Genomic DNA, 20,754 nt, shown 5'->3' with positions numbered 1-20,754 from the left:
GCGCCCGGCGGGCGCGGAACGGGATCGATTCTGCCGGCGGCGCGCACGGCGCCGCTTGACCGTTGCACGAGCGTGCTTTCCCGGATGGAAAGGCTGGCGCACGCCGTGCGGGAGCGAATGCAGCGATCGCACCGACGCGCGCCTTTCCGTTTCGGAAAGGCTGGTTGAGCATCGATCGATTTTCGCGGTGCGCGAACGCCGTCATGATCGCCGTCATCGACAACACGATTTCATCGGAGACAGCCATGACGCGCCCCCTGGACGGCATCCGCGTGCTGGAACTCGGCCAACTGATCGCCGGGCCGTTCGCGGGCCGGATGATCGCCGAATTCGGCGCGGACGTGATCAAGATCGAGCCGCCCGGCGTCGGCGACCCGCTGCGCAAATGGCGGCTGCTGCACGACGGCACATCGGTCTGGTGGGCCGCACAGTCGCGCAACAAGACCTCGCTCACGCTCGACCTGCGCACGCCCGAAGGGCAGGACGTCGTGCGCCGGCTCGTCGCCGGGACCGACGTGCTGATCGAGAACTTCCGGCCCGGCACGCTCGAAGGCTGGGGGCTCGGCTGGGACGCGCTGTCCGCGATCAATCCGGGGCTCGTGATGCTGCGCGTGTCGGGCTTCGGGCAAACGGGCCCGTACCGCGACCGCCCCGGCTTCGGCGTGATCGCCGAAGCGATGGGCGGCTTGCGGCACCTGACCGGCGAGCCCGGCCGCACGCCGGTGCGCGTCGGCATCTCGCTCGGCGATTCGCTGTCGGCATTGCATGGCGTGATCGGCGTGCTGCTCGCGCTGCGGCATCGCGAGCAGCAGGGCGGCAACGGGCAGGTCGTCGACGTCGCGCTGTACGAATCGGTGTTCAACATGATGGAAAGCCTGCTGCCCGAATACTCGGCGTTCGGCGCGGTGCGCGAGGCGGCCGGCAGCAGCCTGCCCGGCATCGCGCCGACCAACGCGTACCGCTGCCGCGACGGCAGGTACGCGCTGATCGCCGGCAACGGCGACAGCATCTTCCGGCGCCTGATGGAGCTGATCGGGCGACCCGATCTCGGCAACGATCCCGCGCTCGCGCACAACGACGGCCGCGTCGCGCAGGTCGAGCGCATCGACGCGGCGATCGGCGCGTGGAGCGCGCGCCACGATCTCGACGACGTGCTGGCCGCGCTGAACGAAGCACGCATCCCGTCCGGGCGCATCTACGACGTGGCCGACATCGCGGCCGATCCGCATTACCGCGCGCGCGACATGATCGTCGACGCCGCGCTGCCCGACGGCACGCCCGTGCAGGTGCCGGGCATCGTGCCGAAACTCGGCGCGACGCCCGGGCGTATCGAACGCGCGGCGCCCGCGCTCGGCGCGGATACCGATGCGGTACTCGAATCGATCGGCATCGATGCCGCGACGCGCGGCGACTGGCGCACGCGCGGCGTGATCTGAACCGGCAACAGGAGACGAGAGGCGACATCATGAGCACTCGACACAAACGGCTCTACATCCACGAAGTCGCGACGCGCGACGGTTTCCAGAACGAAGCGGCGTTCGTCGATACCGACGACAAGATCGCGCTCGTCGATGCATTGAGCGCATGCGGCTACGCGAAGATCGAAGTCACGTCGTTCACGTCGCCGAAGGCGATCCCCGCATTGCGCGACGCGGAAGCCGTGATGCACGGCATCGCGCGCGCGCCGGGCGTCGTCTATACGGTGCTCGTGCCGAACGTGCGCGGCGCCGAGCGCGCGCTGTCGTGCGGCGTCGACGAAGTGAACCTCGTGATGTCGATGAGCGAGAGCCACAACCGCGCGAACCTGCGGATGACGCGCGAGCAGTCGTTCGCGCAGCTGCGCGACGTGATCGACGCGGTGCGCGGCTCGGGTGTCGCGATCAACGTGTCGCTGTCGACCGCGATGGGCTGCCCGATGGAAGGCGACGTGCCGGCCGAAGCCGTGCTCGCGTGGATGCAGCGCTTCGCGGATCTCGGCGTGCACGGCTTCACGCTGTGCGACACGACGGGCATGGCGTTTCCGTCGCAGGTGCGCGATCTGTCCGGGCGCGCCCGCGAGCGCTTCGGCGCGCTGCAGCTCACGCTGCATTTTCACAACACGCGCGGGATGGCGCTCGCGAATACGCTCGCGGCGCTCGACGCGGGCATCGACCGCTTCGACGCGTCGCTCGGCGGGCTCGGCGGCTGCCCGTATGCGCCGGGCGCGACCGGCAACGCGTGCACCGAGGAACTCGTGCACATGCTCGAACTGGACGGCTACGATACGGGCATCGACCTCGCGTGCGTGCTGGCCGCGTCGGCACGGCTGCCCGCGTTGATCGGGCATGACGTGCCGAGCCAGATCCTGAAGGCCGGGCGCCGCTCGGATCTTCATCCGCCACCGCGCGCCGACGCCGGCGACATGCCTGCGCAGCGCGCATTCTCATGAACAGGAACACAGGAGCGATTCCCATGGCGCTGATCGATCACCTGGACCATCTCGTGCTGACCTGCGTCGATCCCGACCGGACGAAGCATTTCTACACCGAGGTGCTGCAGATGCAGCTCGAAACCTTCGGCGCCGGCCGGCTTGCGTTCCGCTTCGGCAACCAGAAGATCAACCTGCACGTGCGCGGCGCGGAGTTCGAACCGAAAGCGCATGTGCCGGTGCCCGGCGCGCTCGACCTGTGCTTCATCGCGTCGGTGCCGCTCGACGACGTGATCGCGCACCTGAAGCGCGTCGAATGGCCGATCGTCGAAGGGCCCGTCGAACGCACGGGCGCGACGCAGAAGATCCGTTCGGTCTACGTGCGCGACCCCGACCTGAACCTGATCGAGATCTCCGAGTTGATCTGACCGGTGGCGCCGCTTCGGCGTATCGATCGGCTCGATCCGTCCGGTCGCGCGGGCACCGGCACGATGTGCGCACGGCGTCGCAGTCTTTCGCCGAAAGCGGACAGGCCCGCGCCGCACCCGCCGAATCCGGATAGCCGGGCCCGGCCGCGCTGCGGATAATGGTGCGAACGCGTCGGTTCGGCCGACGCCTTCGCAGCGGGCATGACGAACCTGCCCCGCACCTCCCAACCCGCCCCGGATACTCCCCGAATGACGATCCTCTATCGCGGCATGGACCGCGCGGCGCTCGACGCCGCCTACCTGAACACGAAGGCTGTTCCCGATTTCCCGGCATTGCTCGCGTCGTGCCAGGCGCGTAGCGCGGCGCTGTACGACGCGACACCCGGCCGCCGCGACCTGCGTTACGGCGCGCAACCGGCGCAGCGCTTCGACTGGCTGCCGTGCGGGTTGCCCGACGCGCCGCTGTTCGTGTTCATTCATGGCGGCTACTGGCAACACTGCACGAAAGAGGATTTCGCGTACGCGGCGAGCGGGCCGCTCGCGCGCGGCTTCGACGTCGTGCTTGCCGAATACACACTTGCGCCGGTCGCGACGATGACCGACATCGTCGGCGAGATCGGCGCGCTGCTCGATTTCCTCGTCACCGACCCCGACGGCCTCGGCACCGCGAACCGGCCGATCCACCTGAGCGGCCATTCGGCGGGCGGCCACCTGACTGCCGTGCATCGCGCGCATCCGGCCGTCGTTTCAGCGCTCGCGATCAGCCCGCTCGTCGATCTCGAACCGATTTCGCTGTGCTGCCTGAACGACAAGCTGCAGCTCACCGCGCAGGAGGTCGAAGCGTACAGCCCGCTACGTCACATCGGGCCCGGCGCGCCGACGGTCGTCGCGGTCGGCGACGCCGAACTGCCCGAACTCATCCGGCAAGCACATGAATACGCATCGGCGTGCGAAGCGGCCGGCGAACGGATCGCGCGCACCTGGCTGCCCGGCATGCAGCACTTCGCGGTGCTCGACGATCTCGCGAAGCCGGACGGTGCGATGCTCGCCGCGTTGCAGGCGATCGCGCCGCGCTAGTCGCGCGATATCGCGCGCACGGCCGGGCGTATGATCGGCGTCAGGCCGCCGCGACGATGGCGCGCGCCGTACGGCCTTCCCAGGATCCACGACATGGTGAACCCGCTTCATTTCGATCTGCAGTCGCTGCGCGTGTTCGCGCTTGTCGCCGAACACGGCAGCCTGACGAAGGCGGCCGAACACGGCCAGCTCACGCTGTCCGCGGTCAGCAAGCGCATCGCCGAACTCGAAAGCGTGACCGGCAGCGCACTGTTCGTCCGGCATGCGCGCGGCGTCGAACTGACACCCGCGGGCCGCGCGCTGCTCGACCATGCGGCGAAGGTGATCGAGCAGGTCAACCGGATGGCGCACGAGATGAGCGACTACGTCGCCGGCGTGCGCGGCCATATCCACGTGTGGACCAATACGTCCGCGATCGTCCAGTTCCTGCCCGCCGATCTCGCCGTGTTCCTCACCGACAACCCGGGCATCAAGGTAAGCCTCGAGGAGCGGCTGAGCCACGAGATCGTCGATGCGCTCGGGTCCGGCAAGGCCGATCTCGGCGTGTTCGCCGACAACGTGCCGGCACCGGGCATCGAACGGCGGCTGTACCGGCGCGACGAGCTCGTGCTGCTCGTGCCGCGCGCGCATCGCTTCGCCGCACGCGACAGCATCCGCTTCGCGGATACGCTCGACGAGGATTACGTCGGCTTGAGCGACGGCAGTTCGCTGCTCGCGCGCATGACCGACGCCGCGTTCGCGGCCGAGCGCTCGCTGAAAGTGCGGATCCAGGTATCGAATTTCGACGGCGTGAGCCGGATGATCGAGGCCGGGCTCGGCATCGGCGTGCTGCCGCGCGATGCGGTGACCGGCGAGCGCGCCGCCCGGCTCGGGGTCGTGAAGCTCGACGACGCGTGGGCGACGCGCACGCTGTGGGTCGGCGTCAAGGCCGGCACCGTGCTGACGACCGACATCGCGAAGCTGTTCGATTTCATGTCGGCACGCTGACTGCGCCGAAACGGCGACGCGCGGGGCACGCCTGCGTGCGTCCCGTGCCGGCCGCCGCATTGCACCACTGGATTACACCGGATTGATTTCGTCCTGGCTGCGCCGCGTGGTCAGCGGCCCGAGCACGCGCAGCGTGACGGCGACGATGCCGAGCGCGACCGAGATCACGCCGAACATCGCGCCCGCGCCGTAGCTGCCGAGCACCGGCAGCAGCACGAACGGCAGCCCGCCGCTGACGATGCGCGACAGCGAATACGTGCTGCCGATCGCCGTCGAGCGCACGCGCGCCGGGAAAATCTCGGCCTGGTACACGTGATACGCGTTGCTGAACACGTTCGACGCGCAGGTCGTCAGCAATCCGAAGCCGACAATCAGCGCGGTATTGCCCGAGTACGCGAAGCACAGCCCGAATACGGCGATCGACAGGATCGACGCGATCACGAGCGTGCGGCGTTCGATCCAGTTGAGCAGCGGGATCGACAGCAGCGAGCCGATCGGATAGCCGACGAACGACAGCGCGATGAACAGCGTGCTGTCCGTCACGTCGAAGCCGCGGCTCTTCACGACCGTGCCGGCCAGCGTGCCGAAGCCGTAATAGCCGAAGCCCTGGAACAGGTGAAAGATCGCGAGCATCAGGTAGCGCGCGCCGTAGGGCTCGCGACGCAGCAGCGCGATGCGCTCGCCGAGCCCGAGCGGCCGTTGCGGTTCGACCGATTCCGCGAAGTGCTCGGGCACCCGCACGCCGGTGCCTTCCGCGAAGCGCCGCAGCGCCGCGTGCGCGTCGGCGGTGCGGCCTTGCGCGAGCAGCCAGCGCGGGCTCTCCGGCAGGCGGTGCTGGACGAACAGCACGTATACGGCGCCGAGGCTGCCGATCGCGAGAATGATGCGCCAGCCGGCCACGCCGGCCACATGCAGCGGGTTCAGCCACAGCGCGAGGAAGCCGACGAGCGGCACCGCGACATAGGAAGTCGTATAGGCCCACGCGGCGAGCCGCCCGCGCTTTTCCTTCGGCAGGATTTCGGACAGGAAGCTGTCGGCGACCGGATAGATCGCGCCGACGCCGATGCCGGTCAGGAAGCGGCACGCGACGAGCATGTCGGCATTTACCGAGAACGCGCCGACCAGCGAGAACGCGCTGTACCACACGAGCGTCAGCAGGAACGCCTTGCGCCGGCCGATGCGGTCGGCGAGGCTGCCGAGGCACATCGCGCCGACGAACATCCCGATGAACGCCGATGCCAGCAGCAGCTTGAAATCGGTGCTCTGCCGGCTCAACCCGTATTCGTTCTGCAACGCGGAGCCGATCGTGCTGACGAGGAAGATCTCGTACATGTCGAAGAACAGCCCGATGCCGATCACCCACACGACGAACCGGTGCAATGCACCGACCGGCAGGTCGTCCATGAAATCGCCGAGCGTGACGCGGCGCGCGGGGAGGGCCGCCGCATCGGCGCCGACGCCGGCGGATGCGGCCGGCGGCCATGCGGACGCGGGGCCGCCCGCGTTGCCGCCCAGATCGAGGGATTGGCTGTTCATCGTGTCTCCTGATTGTCGATATGCCGTGGCGCACGGCCCGGCCGTTCGCGGCCGGCATGATGCGCCCGGCCGCACGATAGGGCGGCACGCACCGCAACGCCCATGAAAGGGCCGGCTGCGCGGGCTGCACCGATCGTCCGGCACATGGTGGGCGAATCGGCGGCACGCGATAATTGCGGATGTATCAAGCGTCCTTTCCCGCTCAGAAAGGGTACGAACGCGCGGCGGGCGTCATTCGCGGGGGAAGGCCGGTGCGGCCTGCGCGGCGCGCGGTTGCGCACCGGATCCGGTTCGCTCCCGTGCAACCGGGCGGGCCGGGAAAACCATGAGGCGCGTTGCGCGGGCGCCGGCACGAACGCCGCCCCATGAAACATATGCACGGGGTTATCGTGCTCTGCCGACGCGGCATGTTCGCGATTCGACCGCCACCAGGAGGTAACCGACATGAATCACCCGACCGATAACCGGACGCTGTTGCGCGCGCTCGGCGTTCGCACACCGATCATCCAGGCGCCGATGGCCGGCGTCGGCACGCCGGCGCTCGCTGCCGCCGTGTCGAACGCGGGCGGGCTCGGCTCGCTCGGCGTCGGCGCGACGAACGCCGACGGCGCGCGCAAGATGATCCGCGACACGCGCGCGCTCACCGACCGGCCGTTCAACGTCAACGTGTTCTGCCATCGTCCGGCCCGCGCCGACGCAGCCGTCGAACGTGCGTGGCTCGACTGGCTCGCGCCGGCGTTTCGCGCATACGGTGCGACGCCGCCCGCATCGCTGTCGGAGATCTATACGAGCTTCGTCGCGGACGAAGCGATGCAGGCGATGCTCGCCGAAGAAAAGCCGGCCGTCGTCAGCCTCCATTTCGGGCTGCCGTCCGCGGACGCGATCGCCGCGCTGAAGCGCTCGGGCATCACGCTGTTCGCAACTGCGACAAATCTCGACGAAGCGCGGCAGATCGCCGCCGCCGGCATCGACGCGATCGTCGCGCAGGGCATCGAAGCCGGCGGGCACCGCGGCGTGTTCGATTCGACCGCCCACGACGACCGCCTCGGCACGTTCGCGCTGACGCGCCTGATCGTGCGCGAATGCGCGCTGCCCGTGATCGCTGCCGGCGGCATCATGGATGGCGAAGGCATCGCCGCCGCGCTGGCGCTCGGCGCGCAGGCCGCGCAGCTCGGCACCGCGTTCGTCGCATGCCTGGAGACGTCGATCGACGACGGTTATCGCCGCGCGATCCTCGGCGACGCGGCGCGCCGCACGACGTTGACGTCCGCGATCTCGGGCCGGATCGCGCGCGGCATCGCGAACCGGCTGACCGCGCTCGGCGACGACCCGCACGCGCCGGCCACGCCCGCGTATCCGATCGCGTACGACGCGGGCAAGGCGCTGCATGCGGCCGCGAAGGCGCAGGGAGAATTCGGCTACGGCGCGCAGTGGGCCGGGCAGGCGGCGACGCTCGTCCGCTCGTTGCCGGCCGCCGAGCTGTTCGCGACGCTCGAGCGTGAAACGCGGGCCGCGATCGAACGCTTGCAGCACGCGCTGGACTGATCGCGCTCGGCCGGCAAACCGCGCACACGTGCCGGCGATCCGTGCTTCAGAGCGCCGCGCCGAACGTGTTCCGGCTGCCATCGATTTGCAATGCTCTGTATCTGCGCAGACCGCGGATACAGTGCGATACAACGCAGGTTCAGGCGTCCGCTATAAAGCAGGCATGACTTCTTCGAGAGCACATCATGTCTGCAACCTGGTTCAAAGGGTCCTGCCATTGCGGGGCCGTCAAATTCGAAGTGAAAGCCGCTATCGAGCCGGCGGTTCGCTGCAACTGCAGCCTGTGCCGCCGGCGCGGCGCGCTGATGAGCCCGATGTTTCCCGCTGACCACCTGAAGATCGTCGAAGGCGAGGGCGCACTGACGTGCTACCGCTTCAACACGCACACGGCCCGCCACTATTTCTGCAGCCGCTGCGGCGTCTATCCGTTCCATCAGACACGCATGGACCCCGCATGCTGGCGCGTCAATCTCGGCTGCCTCGACGGCGTCGATCCGTATGCGCTCGACGCAACCGTCGCAAACGGCGCGAGCCTGTCGGTCGTGGAGGACGCATGAAACGCTGGCTGATGATCCTGCTGTTTGCCGCGGGCGGGCTCGCGACCGAAATCGCGCATCCGGTGCAATGCTCGCTGCTGTCGGAAAGCCGGTTGCAATCCGGCAAGCGCCGCAGGCAGGACTGACGGCGGCGATCCGGCCGCGTTGCATCATTCCGTCGGTTCATCGACACCGATTTATCATGCTTCCGATAAGATCGCACACGATATATAATGTGTCTATCTGCGACCGTCCGCGTCGCCGGAGGAAGTTCATGAAACCGACCGAAGCCCCATCGCCCGCCGCGCCGAAGCTGTCCGAGTTCCTGTGTTTTGCGATCTACTCGGCGAACCTCGCGTTCGGCAAGGCGTACAAGCCGATCCTCGAAGAGCTCGGCCTCACCTATACGCAATACATCACGATCATTGCGCTGTGGGAGCAGGACAACCAGACGGTCGGCCAGCTCGGCGAGAAGCTGTTCCTCGAATCCAATACGCTGACGCCGATCCTGAAGAAGCTCGAGGCGATGGGTTACCTGGAGCGGTACCGCGATCCGTCGGACGAACGCCAGGTGCTCGTCAGCCTGACGAAGAGCGGCCGGCGCGTGCGCGAGAAGGGGCTCGACATGAACCTGGTCGAAGCCACCGGGTTGAGGCCGGACGAATTCGCGAAGGTGCAGAAGGCAATCGTCACGCTGCGCGGCAACCTGATCCGGTCGACCGAAGACTAAACACGCAGGCAACAAGCGGCCGATGCGCGTATCGCGTCGGCCGCGTCGTCATGCGTGTTCGTCGCCCAGCACCAGCAGGTTCATTTCGCGACGGACGACAAAACCAAGCGCGAGATAGCGTTCGATCGCGACCTGGTTCGACGTGAGGACGTGCAGGAACGGTGTTTCCGCGCGCGCACCGATCGCCGCGATCAACGACCGGATCAGCCGCGCCGCAAGCCCTTGCCGCCGAAACGCGGCATCCACGCAGACGGCGCTGATCTCGGTATACCCGTCGACCTGCATCCGCTCGCCGGCCATCGCCGCCAGCCGGCCTTCGCTGCGTACGCCGATATAGTCGCCAAGCTCGATCGTGCGCGGGTCGAACGGGCCGGGCTGCGCGGCCGTGGTCAGCGCGAGCATGTCCGGCACGTCGGCTTCGGCGAGCGTGACATGCTCCGATGCATGCGCCGGATCGGGCGTCCCTTGCCAGATCATTTGAAGCAACGCCGCGCGCCGGATCACCGGCAATCCCGCCGGCGGCGGGATCTCGTCCGGCGTGACCAGCGCGGCCGGCCCGTGCGCGGCGATCAGTTCGCGCAACGCATCGAACGATGCCTGGCTCGTGTCGGCGATCGCGGCGAACGGCGCCATGGCCGCCGGAAACCGCAGCGCGCGGTCGCTGCCGAGCGCAAAGCGGCTCTGTTTGCCCGCGAGCGCATTCCAGACGACATGGTCGAGCGGGTGTGCATCGCCCGTCGTGTTTCCGGTCGTGGCTTCCGGCATCGGCTGCTCCTCGATTGAAGATTTCGTGCCGCACAGAATAGACCGGATCGACCGGGCAGGTCGCCCCGCAACGACATGGATCGCGTCATTGGCCTGACTCGCGTGCGCTGGCCTTCTTCGTTCTCGGTGATCCATATCCGGAAGACGTCGATGCAAATCCGGACGCCCCAAATATAAAAACGCACACGATTACATCGCATGCGCTTTATGTGACGGACGTGGACGGCCGATTCCGTCGTGCAATGCTCAATGACCGAAATAGATCGAGCGCTCGGCCGTGCGAACCGCACTGCGGCTGCCGGGCTGCGTCACGCCGTCGGCGTCATTGCCGTAACCGGACGCCATCGTATCGGCCGCGGCTACGCCGTTGTCGCGAATCCGGCTCAGCGCCGCCTGGAGATTGTCCGGGTAGTTCGGGTCGTTGGGGCGGTTCGGCAGGTAGCCGGCCTGCTGCAACGCGGCCAGTTCCGCACGCACCTGCGCACGCGTCACGGTACTTTCGCTCGCATTCGCCGGCGCGACGACGGCGGCCGACACGGCAACGAGGAGGGCGGCAATCAGTTGGGTTTTCATCATTCACCTCGACAAGAAAAAAGGAATTCAGCGGTTGCGCACCGCACGCCGGCAACCGGCGCCGTTCGCGGTTTCGTTCAATGACCGAAGTAGATCGAGCGCTCGGCGATGCGCGTCGCGGGCCGGCTGCCCGACTGCGTGGCGGCCACGGCTTCGCGGCCGTAACCGGATGCCGATGCATCGGCCGTCACGGCATCGTTCGCATGAACGCGTGTCAGTGCCGCCTGCAGGTCGTCCGGATAGTGCGGATCGTTCGCGCGGCCCGGCAGATAGCCGGCTTGTTCGAGCTGCACGAGTTCGGCACGCACTTGCGCACGGGACACGACGGCTTCGTCGGCAAACGCCGGGGCGGCAACGGCGGCCGAAACGGCGACGAGAAGGGCAGCAATCAGTTGGGTTTTCATCATTCACCTCGGAACAGGAATAAAAGGAATTCAGGGGTCACGTAGCGGCGCACGGCGTTCAATGACCGAAATACACCGAGCGTTCGGCCACGCTGACGGCATGCAGGCGGCCCGATTGCGTCACGGCCTCGCCGTTGCTGCCGTAGCCGGATGCCTGCTCGTTGGCCGCAACGGCATCGGCCGCATGGATCTGCGTCAGCGCGGCCTGCAGATCGCTCGGATAGGTCGCGTCGGTGGCGCGATTCAGCGGATAACCGGCCGTTTGAAGCTGCACGAGTTCGGCACGCACTTGCGCACGCGTCACGGTGCTTTCACTGGCAAACACCGGAGCGGCAACAGCGGCCGAAACGGCGACGAGAAGGGCGGAGATCAATCGGGTATTCATCATTTGCCTCGATAGGAAAAGAGTCGGGAGTTCGGCAGGGCGGCGCTCGGCCGCCCGATGCAGCGTTCACGCGATACGGATTTCGACGTCGATGTTGCCGCGCGTCGCCTTCGAATACGGGCAGGTCTGGTGCGCGGCATCGACGATGCGCTGCGCGACGTCGCGATCGAGCCCCGGCACGCTCACGTTCAGCCGGGCCTGCAGGAAGTACGCGTTGCCGGCCGTGCCGAGATCCACTTCGGCGTCGACGGCGAGATCGGCCGGCAGCGTCACCTTCGCGGCGCGCGCCGCAAGCTGCATCGCACCGATGAAGCAGGCCGACCAGCCGGCCGCGAACAATTGTTCCGGGTTGGTGCCGGTGCCGGCGCTGCCCGGCGACGACAACTGGATGTCGAGGCGGCCGTCGGAACTGCGTGCCGAGCCGTCGCGGCCGCCCGAAGTCGTATGCGTCTTGCCCGTGTACAGCACTTTTTCGATCTTGCTCATCATTTGCTCCGTCAGTTGGCAGGTTTTTCTCAGATGCGATTCGATCGCATGCGATGGAGTTTCGTTGAGGCAGTCACTCATGTCAAGCGCATTCGATTAAATCGCATCCGATATTTTGTATTTCAATGTATCCGGAACGTGCCGGGCTTTGCCGGACAAGGCTTTCGGCCGATCGAGCCCTGATATGCAAGGTAACGGGGGCAGGCAACGAATGCCGGGCAGGGTGGGCGGAAACGCTCGCGGAGTGGATGGCCGCCCCGCGGCGCAGCCGATACGTCAGGCCGGGTCGATCTCGGCGATCACGACGAGGATGACGGCCGCGTCGGCCGGCAACTGGCGCTGGGAGAACGCCGAACGCGCGTGTCCCGCCTTGCCGCCCAGCGCGGCGGCGAACAGGTCGGACGCGCCGTCGATCACGGCCGGCTGTCCGTAAAAACCGTCGGCCGAGCTCACATGCCCCTCGACGCGCACGATCTTGCGCAGGCGATCGAACCCGCCCAGATGCCTGCGGATCTGCGCGAGCACGTTCAGCGCCGCAAGCCGCGCGGCGTCGCGGCCTTCGTCGACGCTCAACTGCTCGCCGACGCGGCCGGTATAGGCGATCCTGCCGTCGACGAGCGGCAGTTGTCCCGATACGAACAGCAGGTTGCCGGCTTCGCTGACAGCCGTATAGCTGCCGAGCGGGTTCGGCGGTTCGGGTAATGCAAGGCCGAGTTCGGCCAGCTTCTGTTCGACGGTCATGTCGTTCTCCTTGCGGGAAAATGGATCGGGCGATCGGTGTTGCCTGTCAGTCACTCTAGTCATGCGGCCGAAGCCGGTAAATGTCAGCGGCGCAATTGATTCGGGACACGATGTAACGAATCGCGCCACGCGTGCTCGCTGGTTTCCCGCGCGATATTCATGCACACTCGTTGCTTCATCGCGCGCCCCACACCGGAGACGGCAGGAACGGCACCATGCAACGCAAATTCGACGACTTGCTGCTGGGCAGCATCGAGCTGTTCTGTCTCGCCGCCGAACTCGGCAGCTTCACGCTGGCGGCAACCGCGGCGAGCGTCACGCCGGCCGCGGTCAGCCGGTCGGTGGCGCGGCTCGAGGAGCGTCTCGGCGTGCGGCTGTTCGTGCGCACGACACGACAGATCCGCCTGACCGATTCCGGCCGGCGCTATTTCGAGCAATGCCGCGATGCGCTGTCGCAGCTCGTCGACGCGGAACGCGAAGCGACCGGCCAGCAGGCAACGCCCGCCGGCGTGCTCCGGATCAGCATGCCGACGCCGTACGGACACTATCGCGTGCTGCCGCTGCTGCCCGCGTTTCGCGAGCGCTATCCGGACGTACGCGTCGAAACCCACCTGAGCAACCGCAACATCGACTTTGCCGAAGAGGGCTTCGATCTCGCGATCCGCGGCCGCGCGCCCGCCGATTCGAACCTTGTCGCGCGCAAGCTGGAGGACGCCGAACTCGTGATCGTCGCGACGCCCGGCTACCTGAAGCGCGCGGGCACGCCGACCGCCATCGACGATCTGCATGCGCACGAATGCATCCAGTTCGAGCTGCCGAGCAGCGGGCGGCCGATTCCCTGGCTGTTCGACGACGGATCGGACGAGATCGATATCGCGACGACCGGCAACTACAGTACGTCGGGCGACGTCCTCGCCGGCGTGACGCTCGCGCGCAGCGGTGCGGGCCTGTTCCAGACCTACCGCTTCATCGTCGAACAGGATCTGCGCGCCGGTACGCTCGTGGAGGCGCTGCCCGGCCTTGGCGGCCGGTCGCGGCCGTTCATGCTGCTGTATCCGCATGCGCGTTTTCTGTCGTCGCGCGTGCGCGTGTTCGTCGACTTTCTCGTCGAGCATCTGGAGCGCGCGCCCGCCGGGCAGGCGCGCGGTGTGCGCACCAAACGAGCCGCCACATCGCGATAGGCACGCCGGCTCGTTCTTTCGATGCCGATGCTCAGTGCCCGGCGCTCTGGCCGCCGTCGACGTGCAGGATCTCGCCGGTGACGAACGGCGCCGAGTCGAGATACAGGATCGCGTCGACGATGTCGCTCATCTCGCCCATGCGGCCGACCGGATGCAGCGACGCGAGCGTCGCATGCGTTTCGGGTGCATGCATCGGCGACTTGATGATGCCCGGCGACACGGCATTGACACGGATGCCGGCCTTCGCATACTCGATCGCGAGCGATTTCGTCGCCGCATTCAATCCGCCTTTCGTCAACGACGCGAGCACCGACGGCACGTTGCTGTTCGCGTGATCGACGAGGCTCGTCGTGATGCTGACTACGTGCCCGCTGCCGTGCTGCTGCATCGCGGCAATCGCGCGCTGCGTAACGTAAAAGAAACCGTTCAGGTTGACGCTCGTGACCTGCGCGTAGTCGTCCGCGGTGTACTGCGTGAACGGCTTCGCGATGAACACGCCGGCGTTGTTGACGAGCGTGTCGACGCGGCCGAAGCGTTCGATCGCGGCATCGACCACGCGGCGCGCGACGGCCGGATCGCCGATGTCGCCCGCGACGGTGACGAGATCGCGATCGCGATCGTTCGACGGCCCGATCGAACGGGAAGTGGCGACGACGCGATGGCCGCGCGCGCGGAACGCGTTGACCGTTTCCGCGCCGATGCCTTGCGATGCGCCGGTGACGATGATGACTTTGGATGTGCTCATGACATACCTCGACAGGTGAATGGTGTTCGGCTTCAGTGCCGACCGGATCGATGAATCCGATGGGCGAACTGTAGGCGCGCCGATCGCGATTTCGAACACCCACCGTGGAGCAACAGTCTTGCGTCGCGGGAACAAATGCGCGGAGGGCGGGTTTTCTCGGGTCAGAGCGGCCGGTCGACATGCGGATGCAGGCGACGCGAAGCGGCGCCCGACGTCGCGCGCAAGCGCGTCGATGCGCTTGAAGCGTGGCGCAACCTCACCGGGAAACCGACTTTCCCGCCGCTCGACGAGCCGATTTGTCCGTCACGGCACACGCAGTTGGATAAATCGATGCACCCATCCGGATAACTTTTCTTATCACAATGGCACTATTACGAATCAAAACTCGCCGTTTCAGAAACGTGCCTGACGTCACCGTCCAGACCATTCCGATGCGACGCTCCATCGATTCGACGGCAGGGAAGCGGTCGTCAAGGCGCGGCTGCCTCGGCCGGCGACGGTCTTGAAACGAATGCACGCATTCAACCCGGTGCGCTCATCCGCGCCTGCAACACCGTCAACACTTCGGCCGTCGCACGCGCGACACCCTGCGCGGTCGTATCGACGAGCGCATGCGCGCATTCGCGATACAGCGGGTCGCGCATGCGGTACAGCGCAGCAAGCGTTTGCCGCGGCTCGGCCACCCGCAGCAGCGGCCGCCGCGCGTCGTCGCGCGTACGGCGCCACAGCGTGTCCGGATGCGCATGCAGATAGATCACGCAGCCGCGCTCGCTCAGTCGCGCGCGGGTGCGCGAATCCAGCACCGCGCCCCCGCCGGTCGCCACGATGACGTTCGGGCGCTGCGTCAGCTCGTCGACGATATGCGTTTCGAGCAGCCGGAAGCCGCCTTCGCCGACCATGTCGAACAGCACGGCGACCGAACGGCCGGTACGCCGCTCGATCTCGTCGTCGCTGTCGGCGAACGTCCAGCCGAGCGATGCGGCGAGCGCGCGGCCGAGCGTCGATTTGCCCGCGCCCATCATGCCGACCAGAAAGGCGCGCGCGGGCAGCGCGCGCACGTCGGCCGCCGCGACGACGGCGCTCATAGCCGCCGGGCGAGCGGCCAGCCGGCCCGCGTCGCCAGGCAGATCTGCCGCGCGCGCACCGCGTCCGACAGCGTGTCGAGCGCCGCGCCGGTCGACGCGCCGTCGGCGTCGAGCAGCGCGCCGAGCACCTGCCCGTCCGGATCGCCGGTCGCGATGTGCTCGGCCGCATCCGCCGCGATGCTCCGCGGCGTACGCTCGGGCGTCCCGTCGTGCTCGGGCCGCCGCCCGCCGTTGCGCAGATCGAGCCAGCGCACGACGAGGCCGCAGAACAGCGTGCCGCTCGGCACGGCTGCGTCGGCGCGCGGCTCCGCCGTGTCGCCGGGCGCCGCGCACCGCGTGATCCAGCTCGCGAACTCGAGCAGCGACGCATCGTGCGCGAGCGTCGCCGCGTCGAGCGCGACGGTCACGCCGGCGTCCCGCAACCGGCCGAGCAGCGGCCGCACGCCGTCGTGCGCGCCACCGCACGGCTGCAGCAACACTTCCAGTTCGTCCTCATGGCGGCTTGCGAGCGCACGGTGCCGGTCGAGCGCGGCCGGTTCGAGCAATGCATGCGCGGCATGCCGGACGATGACGATCGCGCGATCGTCGCGCCGCTCGACGATCGCGCCGATCCGGCGCCGCGCGCGCCACCGCGCAGCTCACGTGTCGCTCCCGACATGGCGCGCGCGCATCACAGCGAACCCTGGAATTCGAGCACGCGCGTCTTGAACTCGTCGGGCACGGCCAGCGTCGTGTTGTTCGCGTAATCGAACATCACGTGCGTCGACATGCCGCGCGCGACGATCGTCTGGTCGTCGCGCTCCATCAGGTGCTCGAGATCGAAGCTCTTGCTGCCGAAGCGCACGATGCTCGACCGGATCGTCAGGTTGTCGCCGAACTGCGCCGGTGCCAGGTACTCGCACTGCGTCTTCACCATGATGTGCGGCAACTTCTCGCTCCGCGGCAAGCCGAGGAGATCGAACATGTAGCAGAGGTACGAATGCTGCAGATAGTCGTAATAGACGGGACTGCTCACATGCCCCATCGAATCCGTATCGCGATACTTGACGTGAATGGGCGTTTCGTAATGACGCTTCGACATGGTGACTCTCCGGAATAACTTGGTTGATTTATATATTCGAACCTGACTGGCCTGTCAGGCACCAGAAAATTAATCGAAAGCCTATCGGGACACCACTATCAGAACGGATAGCGGCCCGCCGCCGAAGGCCATGTGATACGGCTCTCCGCTTCCGTCAAAGCGCCCCTTATTTCCATGCAAAACCGAATGTCCGACCCGACCCGCATTGCCAAAACAGGCATGACCCATGCCGATAACCCGCTTATTTCCGTCATTCATAAGCTTATGAATTGGAAACTGATAAATATGTTAGTTGCGCGCCAAAAGAACCATTCAATAAAGTCGCGTTGTAGTAAAAAATCCACCGAATTATCGACAGGAGGGTAGTCCCCATGCATGCAAACGCCTGGACGACCGACCGTGACGCCGTGCTGCGCTTGCCGACCCCCGCGGATCTGGCAGGCGCGCTGCAGCCGGCGTTGCGCGCGTCGCGCACCGTCCATACGACCCGTCGCGCGATCACCGACGTGCTGAACGGTGCGGACGACCGTCTCGTGGTCATCGCCGGCCCGTGCTCGGTGCACGACCCGGCCGCCGCGCGCGACTATGCGGCGCGGCTCGCGCTGCAACGCGCGCGGTTTGCGGACGAGCTGGAAATCGTGATGCGCGTGTACTTCGAGAAGCCGCGCACGACGGTCGGCTGGAAAGGGCTCGTCAACGATCCGCTGCTGGACGGCAGCGAGCGGATCGACGCCGGGCTGCATGCCGCCCGCGCGCTGCTGTGCGACATCAACGGCGCGGAGATGCCCGCGGCGACCGAATTCCTCGATCCGCTGTCGCCTCGCTACCTGGCCGATCTGGTCGCATGGGGCGCGATCGGCGCGCGCACGGTGGAATCCCAGGTGCATCGCGAGCTCGCGTCGTCGCTGCCGATCCCGATCGGCTTCAAGAACGGGACCGACGGCAACGTCCAGGTGGCCGTCGATGCGATGTGCGCGGCCGCGCGCGCGCACCGCTTCCTGTCGGTCGATGCATGCGGCCGGCTGTGCGCGGCGGCGTCGTCCGGCAATCCGCATACGCATGTCGTGCTGCGCGGCGGACGCGAACCGAATTTCGACGCGGCCGCCGTGAACGCCGCATGCGAGCGCATGGCGGCCGCGCAATTCGCGCCGCGCGTGATGATCGACGTCAGTCACGGCAACAGCCGCCGCCAGTTCCGGAACCAGTTGGGCGTCGGCGCGGACGTCGCCGCGCAGGTCGCGGCCGGCGATACGCGCATCGTCGGCGTGCTGATCGAGTCGAACCTGATCGAAGGGCGGCAGGACCTGGTGCCCGGCGTTCCGCTGCGCTACGGGCAGAGCATCACCGACGCGTGCCTGTCGTTCGCCGACACCGCCGGGCTCTTCGAGACGCTCGCGCACGCGGTTCGGGCACGGCGGCAGGGCCATGCGCCGATGCCCGGCATCGAGTTCGCGCACGAGCCGCTACTCGCATGCTGCGCATGAGCGGCCCGGCGCGACGCCGTCAGATTTCGGCTTCGTCGTAGATCCGCGTCGCGTCGCCGGCCCACGCGTCGCGATAGCGGGCGAGCCAGTGTTCGGCCTGGGTCGGCGCGCCGGCGACGATCTCGTCGAGCGGCGCGAGATACACGGATTCGTCGCGGCCGGCCGCATCCAGGCGCGCCCGCGCGCGCAGGCCGCGATGCGCGATTGCGAGCGCATCGGCCGCGAACGCACGCAACGGGCGGCCGTCGACCGGTGTATCGAGCCCGAGACGCGGCACGTCGCGACGCAATGCCAGCAGCGCGCCGCGATCGATCGCGGCGGCCAGCGTCTCGGCCTCCGACAGCGCGGCCGGATCGTACAGCAGGCCGGTCCAGAATGCGGACAGCGCGATCATCATGTCGGGCGAGCCGGCATCGGCGCCGCGCATCTCGAGATAGCGCTTCAGCCGCACCTCGGTGAATACCGTCGTCAGGTGGTCCGCGAAATCGCCGAGCGTCGGCGTGTCGCCTTCGAGATGCGGAATGCGCCGCCGCATGAAATCGCGGAACGTCCGCCCGGTCGCATCCGCGTAGCGGTCGCCGCGCCGCACGAAATACATCGGCACGTTGTCGAGCAGCCAGCTCACGTAGCGCTCGAAGCCGAAGCTGCGCGACAGGAACAATGCCGGCGCGCCGCAGCGATCCTCGTCGGTATCGAGCCACGTATGTGCGCGCGTCGACAGCAGGCCGGACGGGCGGCCTTCGCAGAACGGCGAATTCGCGAACAGCGCGGTCGCGACCGGCTGCAACGCGAGCGACACGCGCATCTTGCGCGCCATGTCGTTTTCCGACGAGAAATCGAGGTTGACCTGCACGGTGCAGGTGCGCTGCATCATGTCGAGCCCGCGCGTGCCGACGCGCGGCATATAGCGTCGCATGATCCCGTAGCGCTGCTTCGGCATCCACGGCAGCGCCGCGCGCGACAGGTGAGGGTGAAAGCCGAGCGGCGCGCAGCGCAGGCCGAGCGGATCGCACGCCGCGCGAGCCGCGGCGAGGTGCGCATGCAATTCGGCATGCGTGTCGTGCAACGTGTCGAGCGGCGCGCCCGACAGTTCGAGCTGGCCGGCCGGTTCGAGCGAGATCGCCGCGCCATCGCGCTGGATCACGCCGACGATCCGCCCGGCATCGACGATCGGCGTCCCGTCGTCGCGCAGCCGCTCGAGCACCGCGGCGATGCCGGACGGCCCGTCGTAGGGCGCGGCCGCGTGCGTCGCGCGAGCGACGACGAACTTCTCGTGCTCGGTGCCGATCCGGAACTGCGCGGCCGGCTTGCAGCCGGCGGCCAGATGATCGGCGAGTTGCAGCTCTGAGACGATCGGCGTGTTGTCCGATCCGACGGCATTCGACATCGACACCCTCCACATGGCGTATTGAGCAACCGACCGGCCGGTTGCACGGCGACTATAGCGGCGTCGATGCAGGCGCAGTACTGGCAGGGGTGATAGGGGGCGGTGCGCAGTCGCGTCGCGCTACGGCTGTTTGCGCTTCGCGAAGTAATGCGCAGGCGAATCGCCGAACGCGCGGCGAAACATCGCGATGAAATTGCTCGGCGTCGCGTAGCCGAGCGCGTCCGCGATGTTGGCGACGCTGTCGCCGTTCGCGAGACGTTCGAGCGCGTGCGTGAGACGCGCCTGCTGCCGCCATTGCGCGAAGCTCGTGCCGGTTTCCGCGACGAACAGCCGGCTCAAGGTGCGTGCGGACAAGCCGGCCCATTCGGCCCACGCTTCGAGCGTGCGGCTGTCGTGCGGCTGCCCGAGGATCGCGTTGGCGATCCGCAGCAGCCGCCGGTCGTGCGGCATCGGCAAGTGCAGCGGTTCGTGCGGCGCGCGGCGCATCTCGTCGAGCAGCACGACGCTGATGCGCGCCTGCTCGATGTCGAGCCGGTCCTGGTCGGCCCACGACACCGCGCGCCGCACGAGCGCGCGCATCAGGTCGGTAATCGCGATCACGCAGGGCTGGCCCGGCATCCGCTGGCTCGCGGCCGGTGCGATCACGACGCTCCAGCCGCTCAACGCGCCGCTGATGCTGACCTTGTGCTGCTCGCCGGGCGGAATCCAGCCCGCGCGATGCGGCGGCAGCAGCCACGAACCGTGCGGCGTGCGCACGTGCGCGAAGCCGCTTTCCACGCAGAACACCTGGCCGCGCAGATGACTGTGCCAGTCGACCTCGCGGGTGCCGAGCTGATACGCGTTGCTGCCGTCGTCTTCGCCCCACACGGCGATCAGCGACGGGCCGTCCGCACGTTCGCTCGGATCGATGTCGGCGCGCTGTATGGCGCGCGGCGGAGAAGCATCACGGATGGGCATGGCCGGAATTCATTATTTTTTGTCTAAACAACATTATCAGCTTTGTCAGGGTGCGTCCAACAATGCATGTCGTGTTCAAACCGATACGAAGCAGAGGAATGCGATGCATGCAGCACTTGCTCCCTGGACACGCGATGCCGGCGCGCTGCGCGTCGTGTCGCGGATGGCCGTCGCCGCGGCGCTCGCCGTGCTCGGCGCGTGCGCGAGCCGCGACGGGCTCGCGCCCGCCGGCAC

General features: G+C 67.5%; 24 protein-coding genes. 11 read left to right on the top strand and 13 right to left on the bottom strand.

Annotated features, from left to right (window positions below; all coding sequences use genetic code 11):
- Positions 1–245: 245 nt before the first annotated feature.
- The 5 genes from ACPUER_RS27640 to ACPUER_RS27620 all read left to right on the top strand — a co-directional run bounded on the left by ACPUER_RS27640 (position 246) and on the right by ACPUER_RS27620 (position 4,899).
- A complete protein-coding gene (locus ACPUER_RS27640; RefSeq protein WP_425132647.1) occupies positions 246–1,436 on the top strand; it encodes a CaiB/BaiF CoA transferase family protein in 1,191 nt (396 codons plus the stop codon).
- A gap of 29 nt (positions 1,437–1,465) precedes the next feature.
- On the top strand, positions 1,466–2,428 hold the full coding sequence (locus tag ACPUER_RS27635; protein ID WP_425132646.1) for a hydroxymethylglutaryl-CoA lyase: 963 nt from the start codon (positions 1,466–1,468) through the stop codon (positions 2,426–2,428).
- A gap of 23 nt (positions 2,429–2,451) precedes the next feature.
- The gene (locus tag ACPUER_RS27630; RefSeq protein WP_034184203.1) at positions 2,452–2,835 is read left to right on the top strand and encodes a VOC family protein; all 384 of its coding nucleotides are present in this window, start codon (positions 2,452–2,454) and stop codon (positions 2,833–2,835) included.
- 249 nt (positions 2,836–3,084) lie between these two features.
- Entirely contained in the window at positions 3,085–3,912 is an 828-nt protein-coding gene (locus ACPUER_RS27625) for an alpha/beta hydrolase (protein ID WP_425132645.1), read from the top strand.
- Positions 3,913–4,005: 93 nt separating this feature from the next.
- A complete protein-coding gene (locus ACPUER_RS27620; RefSeq protein ID WP_425132644.1) occupies positions 4,006–4,899 on the top strand; it encodes a LysR family transcriptional regulator in 894 nt (297 codons plus the stop codon).
- A gap of 72 nt (positions 4,900–4,971) precedes the next feature.
- Here the strand turns inward: ACPUER_RS27620 and ACPUER_RS27615 are convergent, their stop codons facing one another.
- Positions 4,972–6,435 carry an MFS transporter gene (locus ACPUER_RS27615; RefSeq protein WP_425132643.1) on the bottom strand — a complete coding sequence of 488 codons (1,464 nt, stop codon included), beginning with the start codon at positions 6,433–6,435 and terminating at the stop codon, positions 4,972–4,974.
- Between the two features lie 444 nt (positions 6,436–6,879).
- Here ACPUER_RS27615 and ACPUER_RS27610 point away from each other — a divergent pair, with 444 nt between their 5' ends.
- The 4 genes from ACPUER_RS27610 to ACPUER_RS27595 all read left to right on the top strand — a co-directional run bounded on the left by ACPUER_RS27610 (position 6,880) and on the right by ACPUER_RS27595 (position 9,246).
- Positions 6,880–7,980, top strand: a complete 1,101-nt coding sequence (locus ACPUER_RS27610; RefSeq protein ID WP_425132642.1) for an NAD(P)H-dependent flavin oxidoreductase — start codon at positions 6,880–6,882, stop codon at positions 7,978–7,980.
- A gap of 185 nt (positions 7,981–8,165) precedes the next feature.
- Positions 8,166–8,537, top strand: coding sequence for a GFA family protein (locus tag ACPUER_RS27605; RefSeq protein ID WP_175961404.1), 372 nt, complete (start codon positions 8,166–8,168; stop codon positions 8,535–8,537).
- Positions 8,534–8,662 (top strand): hypothetical protein, encoded by a 129-nt coding sequence (locus ACPUER_RS27600; RefSeq protein WP_256260697.1) that lies wholly within the window; start codon positions 8,534–8,536, stop codon positions 8,660–8,662. Before ACPUER_RS27605 ends, ACPUER_RS27600 begins: the two co-directional genes overlap by 4 nt.
- 128 nt (positions 8,663–8,790) lie before the next feature.
- Entirely contained in the window at positions 8,791–9,246 is a 456-nt protein-coding gene (locus tag ACPUER_RS27595) for a MarR family winged helix-turn-helix transcriptional regulator (RefSeq protein WP_425132641.1), read from the top strand.
- Positions 9,247–9,294: 48 nt separating this feature from the next.
- On the opposite strand, the gene ACPUER_RS27590 is transcribed toward ACPUER_RS27595, so the two are convergent.
- From ACPUER_RS27590 to ACPUER_RS27565, 6 genes are all read right to left on the bottom strand, one after another.
- Entirely contained in the window at positions 9,295–10,011 is a 717-nt protein-coding gene (locus tag ACPUER_RS27590; RefSeq protein WP_425132657.1) for a GNAT family N-acetyltransferase, read from the bottom strand.
- A 246-nt stretch (positions 10,012–10,257) separates the two neighbouring features.
- Positions 10,258–10,587, bottom strand: coding sequence for a DUF4148 domain-containing protein (locus ACPUER_RS27585; protein WP_425132640.1), 330 nt, complete (start codon positions 10,585–10,587; stop codon positions 10,258–10,260).
- A 74-nt stretch (positions 10,588–10,661) separates the two neighbouring features.
- Positions 10,662–10,988, bottom strand: a complete 327-nt coding sequence (locus ACPUER_RS27580; RefSeq protein WP_175961402.1) for a DUF4148 domain-containing protein — start codon at positions 10,986–10,988, stop codon at positions 10,662–10,664.
- Positions 10,989–11,046: 58 nt separating this feature from the next.
- Entirely contained in the window at positions 11,047–11,373 is a 327-nt protein-coding gene (locus tag ACPUER_RS27575) for a DUF4148 domain-containing protein (RefSeq protein ID WP_175961401.1), read from the bottom strand.
- A gap of 66 nt (positions 11,374–11,439) precedes the next feature.
- Positions 11,440–11,859, bottom strand: coding sequence for an organic hydroperoxide resistance protein (locus ACPUER_RS27570; protein WP_072441379.1), 420 nt, complete (start codon positions 11,857–11,859; stop codon positions 11,440–11,442).
- 276 nt (positions 11,860–12,135) lie between these two features.
- Positions 12,136–12,600: a RidA family protein gene (locus ACPUER_RS27565; protein ID WP_175961400.1), complete on the bottom strand. Its 465-nt coding sequence runs from the start codon at positions 12,598–12,600 to the stop codon at positions 12,136–12,138.
- Positions 12,601–12,815: 215 nt separating this feature from the next.
- Between ACPUER_RS27565 and ACPUER_RS27560 the strand changes: the two genes are divergently transcribed.
- A complete protein-coding gene (locus ACPUER_RS27560) occupies positions 12,816–13,781 on the top strand; it encodes a LysR substrate-binding domain-containing protein (RefSeq protein WP_425132639.1) in 966 nt (321 codons plus the stop codon).
- A gap of 31 nt (positions 13,782–13,812) precedes the next feature.
- Here the strand turns inward: ACPUER_RS27560 and ACPUER_RS27555 are convergent, their stop codons facing one another.
- The 4 genes from ACPUER_RS27555 to ACPUER_RS27540 all read right to left on the bottom strand — a co-directional run bounded on the left by ACPUER_RS27555 (position 13,813) and on the right by ACPUER_RS27540 (position 16,692).
- Entirely contained in the window at positions 13,813–14,526 is a 714-nt protein-coding gene (locus ACPUER_RS27555; protein WP_425132638.1) for an SDR family NAD(P)-dependent oxidoreductase, read from the bottom strand.
- Between the two features lie 521 nt (positions 14,527–15,047).
- On the bottom strand, positions 15,048–15,611 hold the full coding sequence (locus tag ACPUER_RS27550; protein WP_425132637.1) for a shikimate kinase: 564 nt from the start codon (positions 15,609–15,611) through the stop codon (positions 15,048–15,050).
- Positions 15,608–16,156 carry a hypothetical protein gene (locus ACPUER_RS27545; protein ID WP_425132636.1) on the bottom strand — a complete coding sequence of 183 codons (549 nt, stop codon included), beginning with the start codon at positions 16,154–16,156 and terminating at the stop codon, positions 15,608–15,610. The genes ACPUER_RS27550 and ACPUER_RS27545 overlap by 4 nt, the downstream gene beginning before the upstream one ends.
- A 125-nt stretch (positions 16,157–16,281) precedes the next feature.
- Positions 16,282–16,692 carry an acyl-CoA thioesterase gene (locus ACPUER_RS27540; protein WP_034184218.1) on the bottom strand — a complete coding sequence of 137 codons (411 nt, stop codon included), beginning with the start codon at positions 16,690–16,692 and terminating at the stop codon, positions 16,282–16,284.
- Between the two features lie 371 nt (positions 16,693–17,063).
- On the opposite strand from ACPUER_RS27540, the gene ACPUER_RS27535 reads away from it, so the two are divergent.
- On the top strand, positions 17,064–18,176 hold the full coding sequence (locus tag ACPUER_RS27535; RefSeq protein WP_425132635.1) for a 3-deoxy-7-phosphoheptulonate synthase: 1,113 nt from the start codon (positions 17,064–17,066) through the stop codon (positions 18,174–18,176).
- 19 nt (positions 18,177–18,195) lie between these two features.
- Here the strand turns inward: ACPUER_RS27535 and ACPUER_RS27530 are convergent, their stop codons facing one another.
- Positions 18,196–19,563, bottom strand: a complete 1,368-nt coding sequence (locus ACPUER_RS27530) for a glutamate--cysteine ligase (protein WP_425132634.1) — start codon at positions 19,561–19,563, stop codon at positions 18,196–18,198.
- A gap of 120 nt (positions 19,564–19,683) precedes the next feature.
- Complete coding sequence (locus ACPUER_RS27525) at positions 19,684–20,520, bottom strand: AraC family transcriptional regulator (RefSeq protein ID WP_425132633.1); 837 nt, start codon at positions 20,518–20,520, stop codon at positions 19,684–19,686.
- Positions 20,521–20,754 lie beyond the last annotated feature (234 nt).

Origin of the sequence: Burkholderia sp. DN3021, assembly GCF_049805555.1 — a bacterium.
GTDB lineage: Bacteria > Pseudomonadota > Gammaproteobacteria > Burkholderiales > Burkholderiaceae > Burkholderia > Burkholderia pyrrocinia_C.
This window is presented reverse-complemented; position numbering and strand designations above follow the sequence as displayed.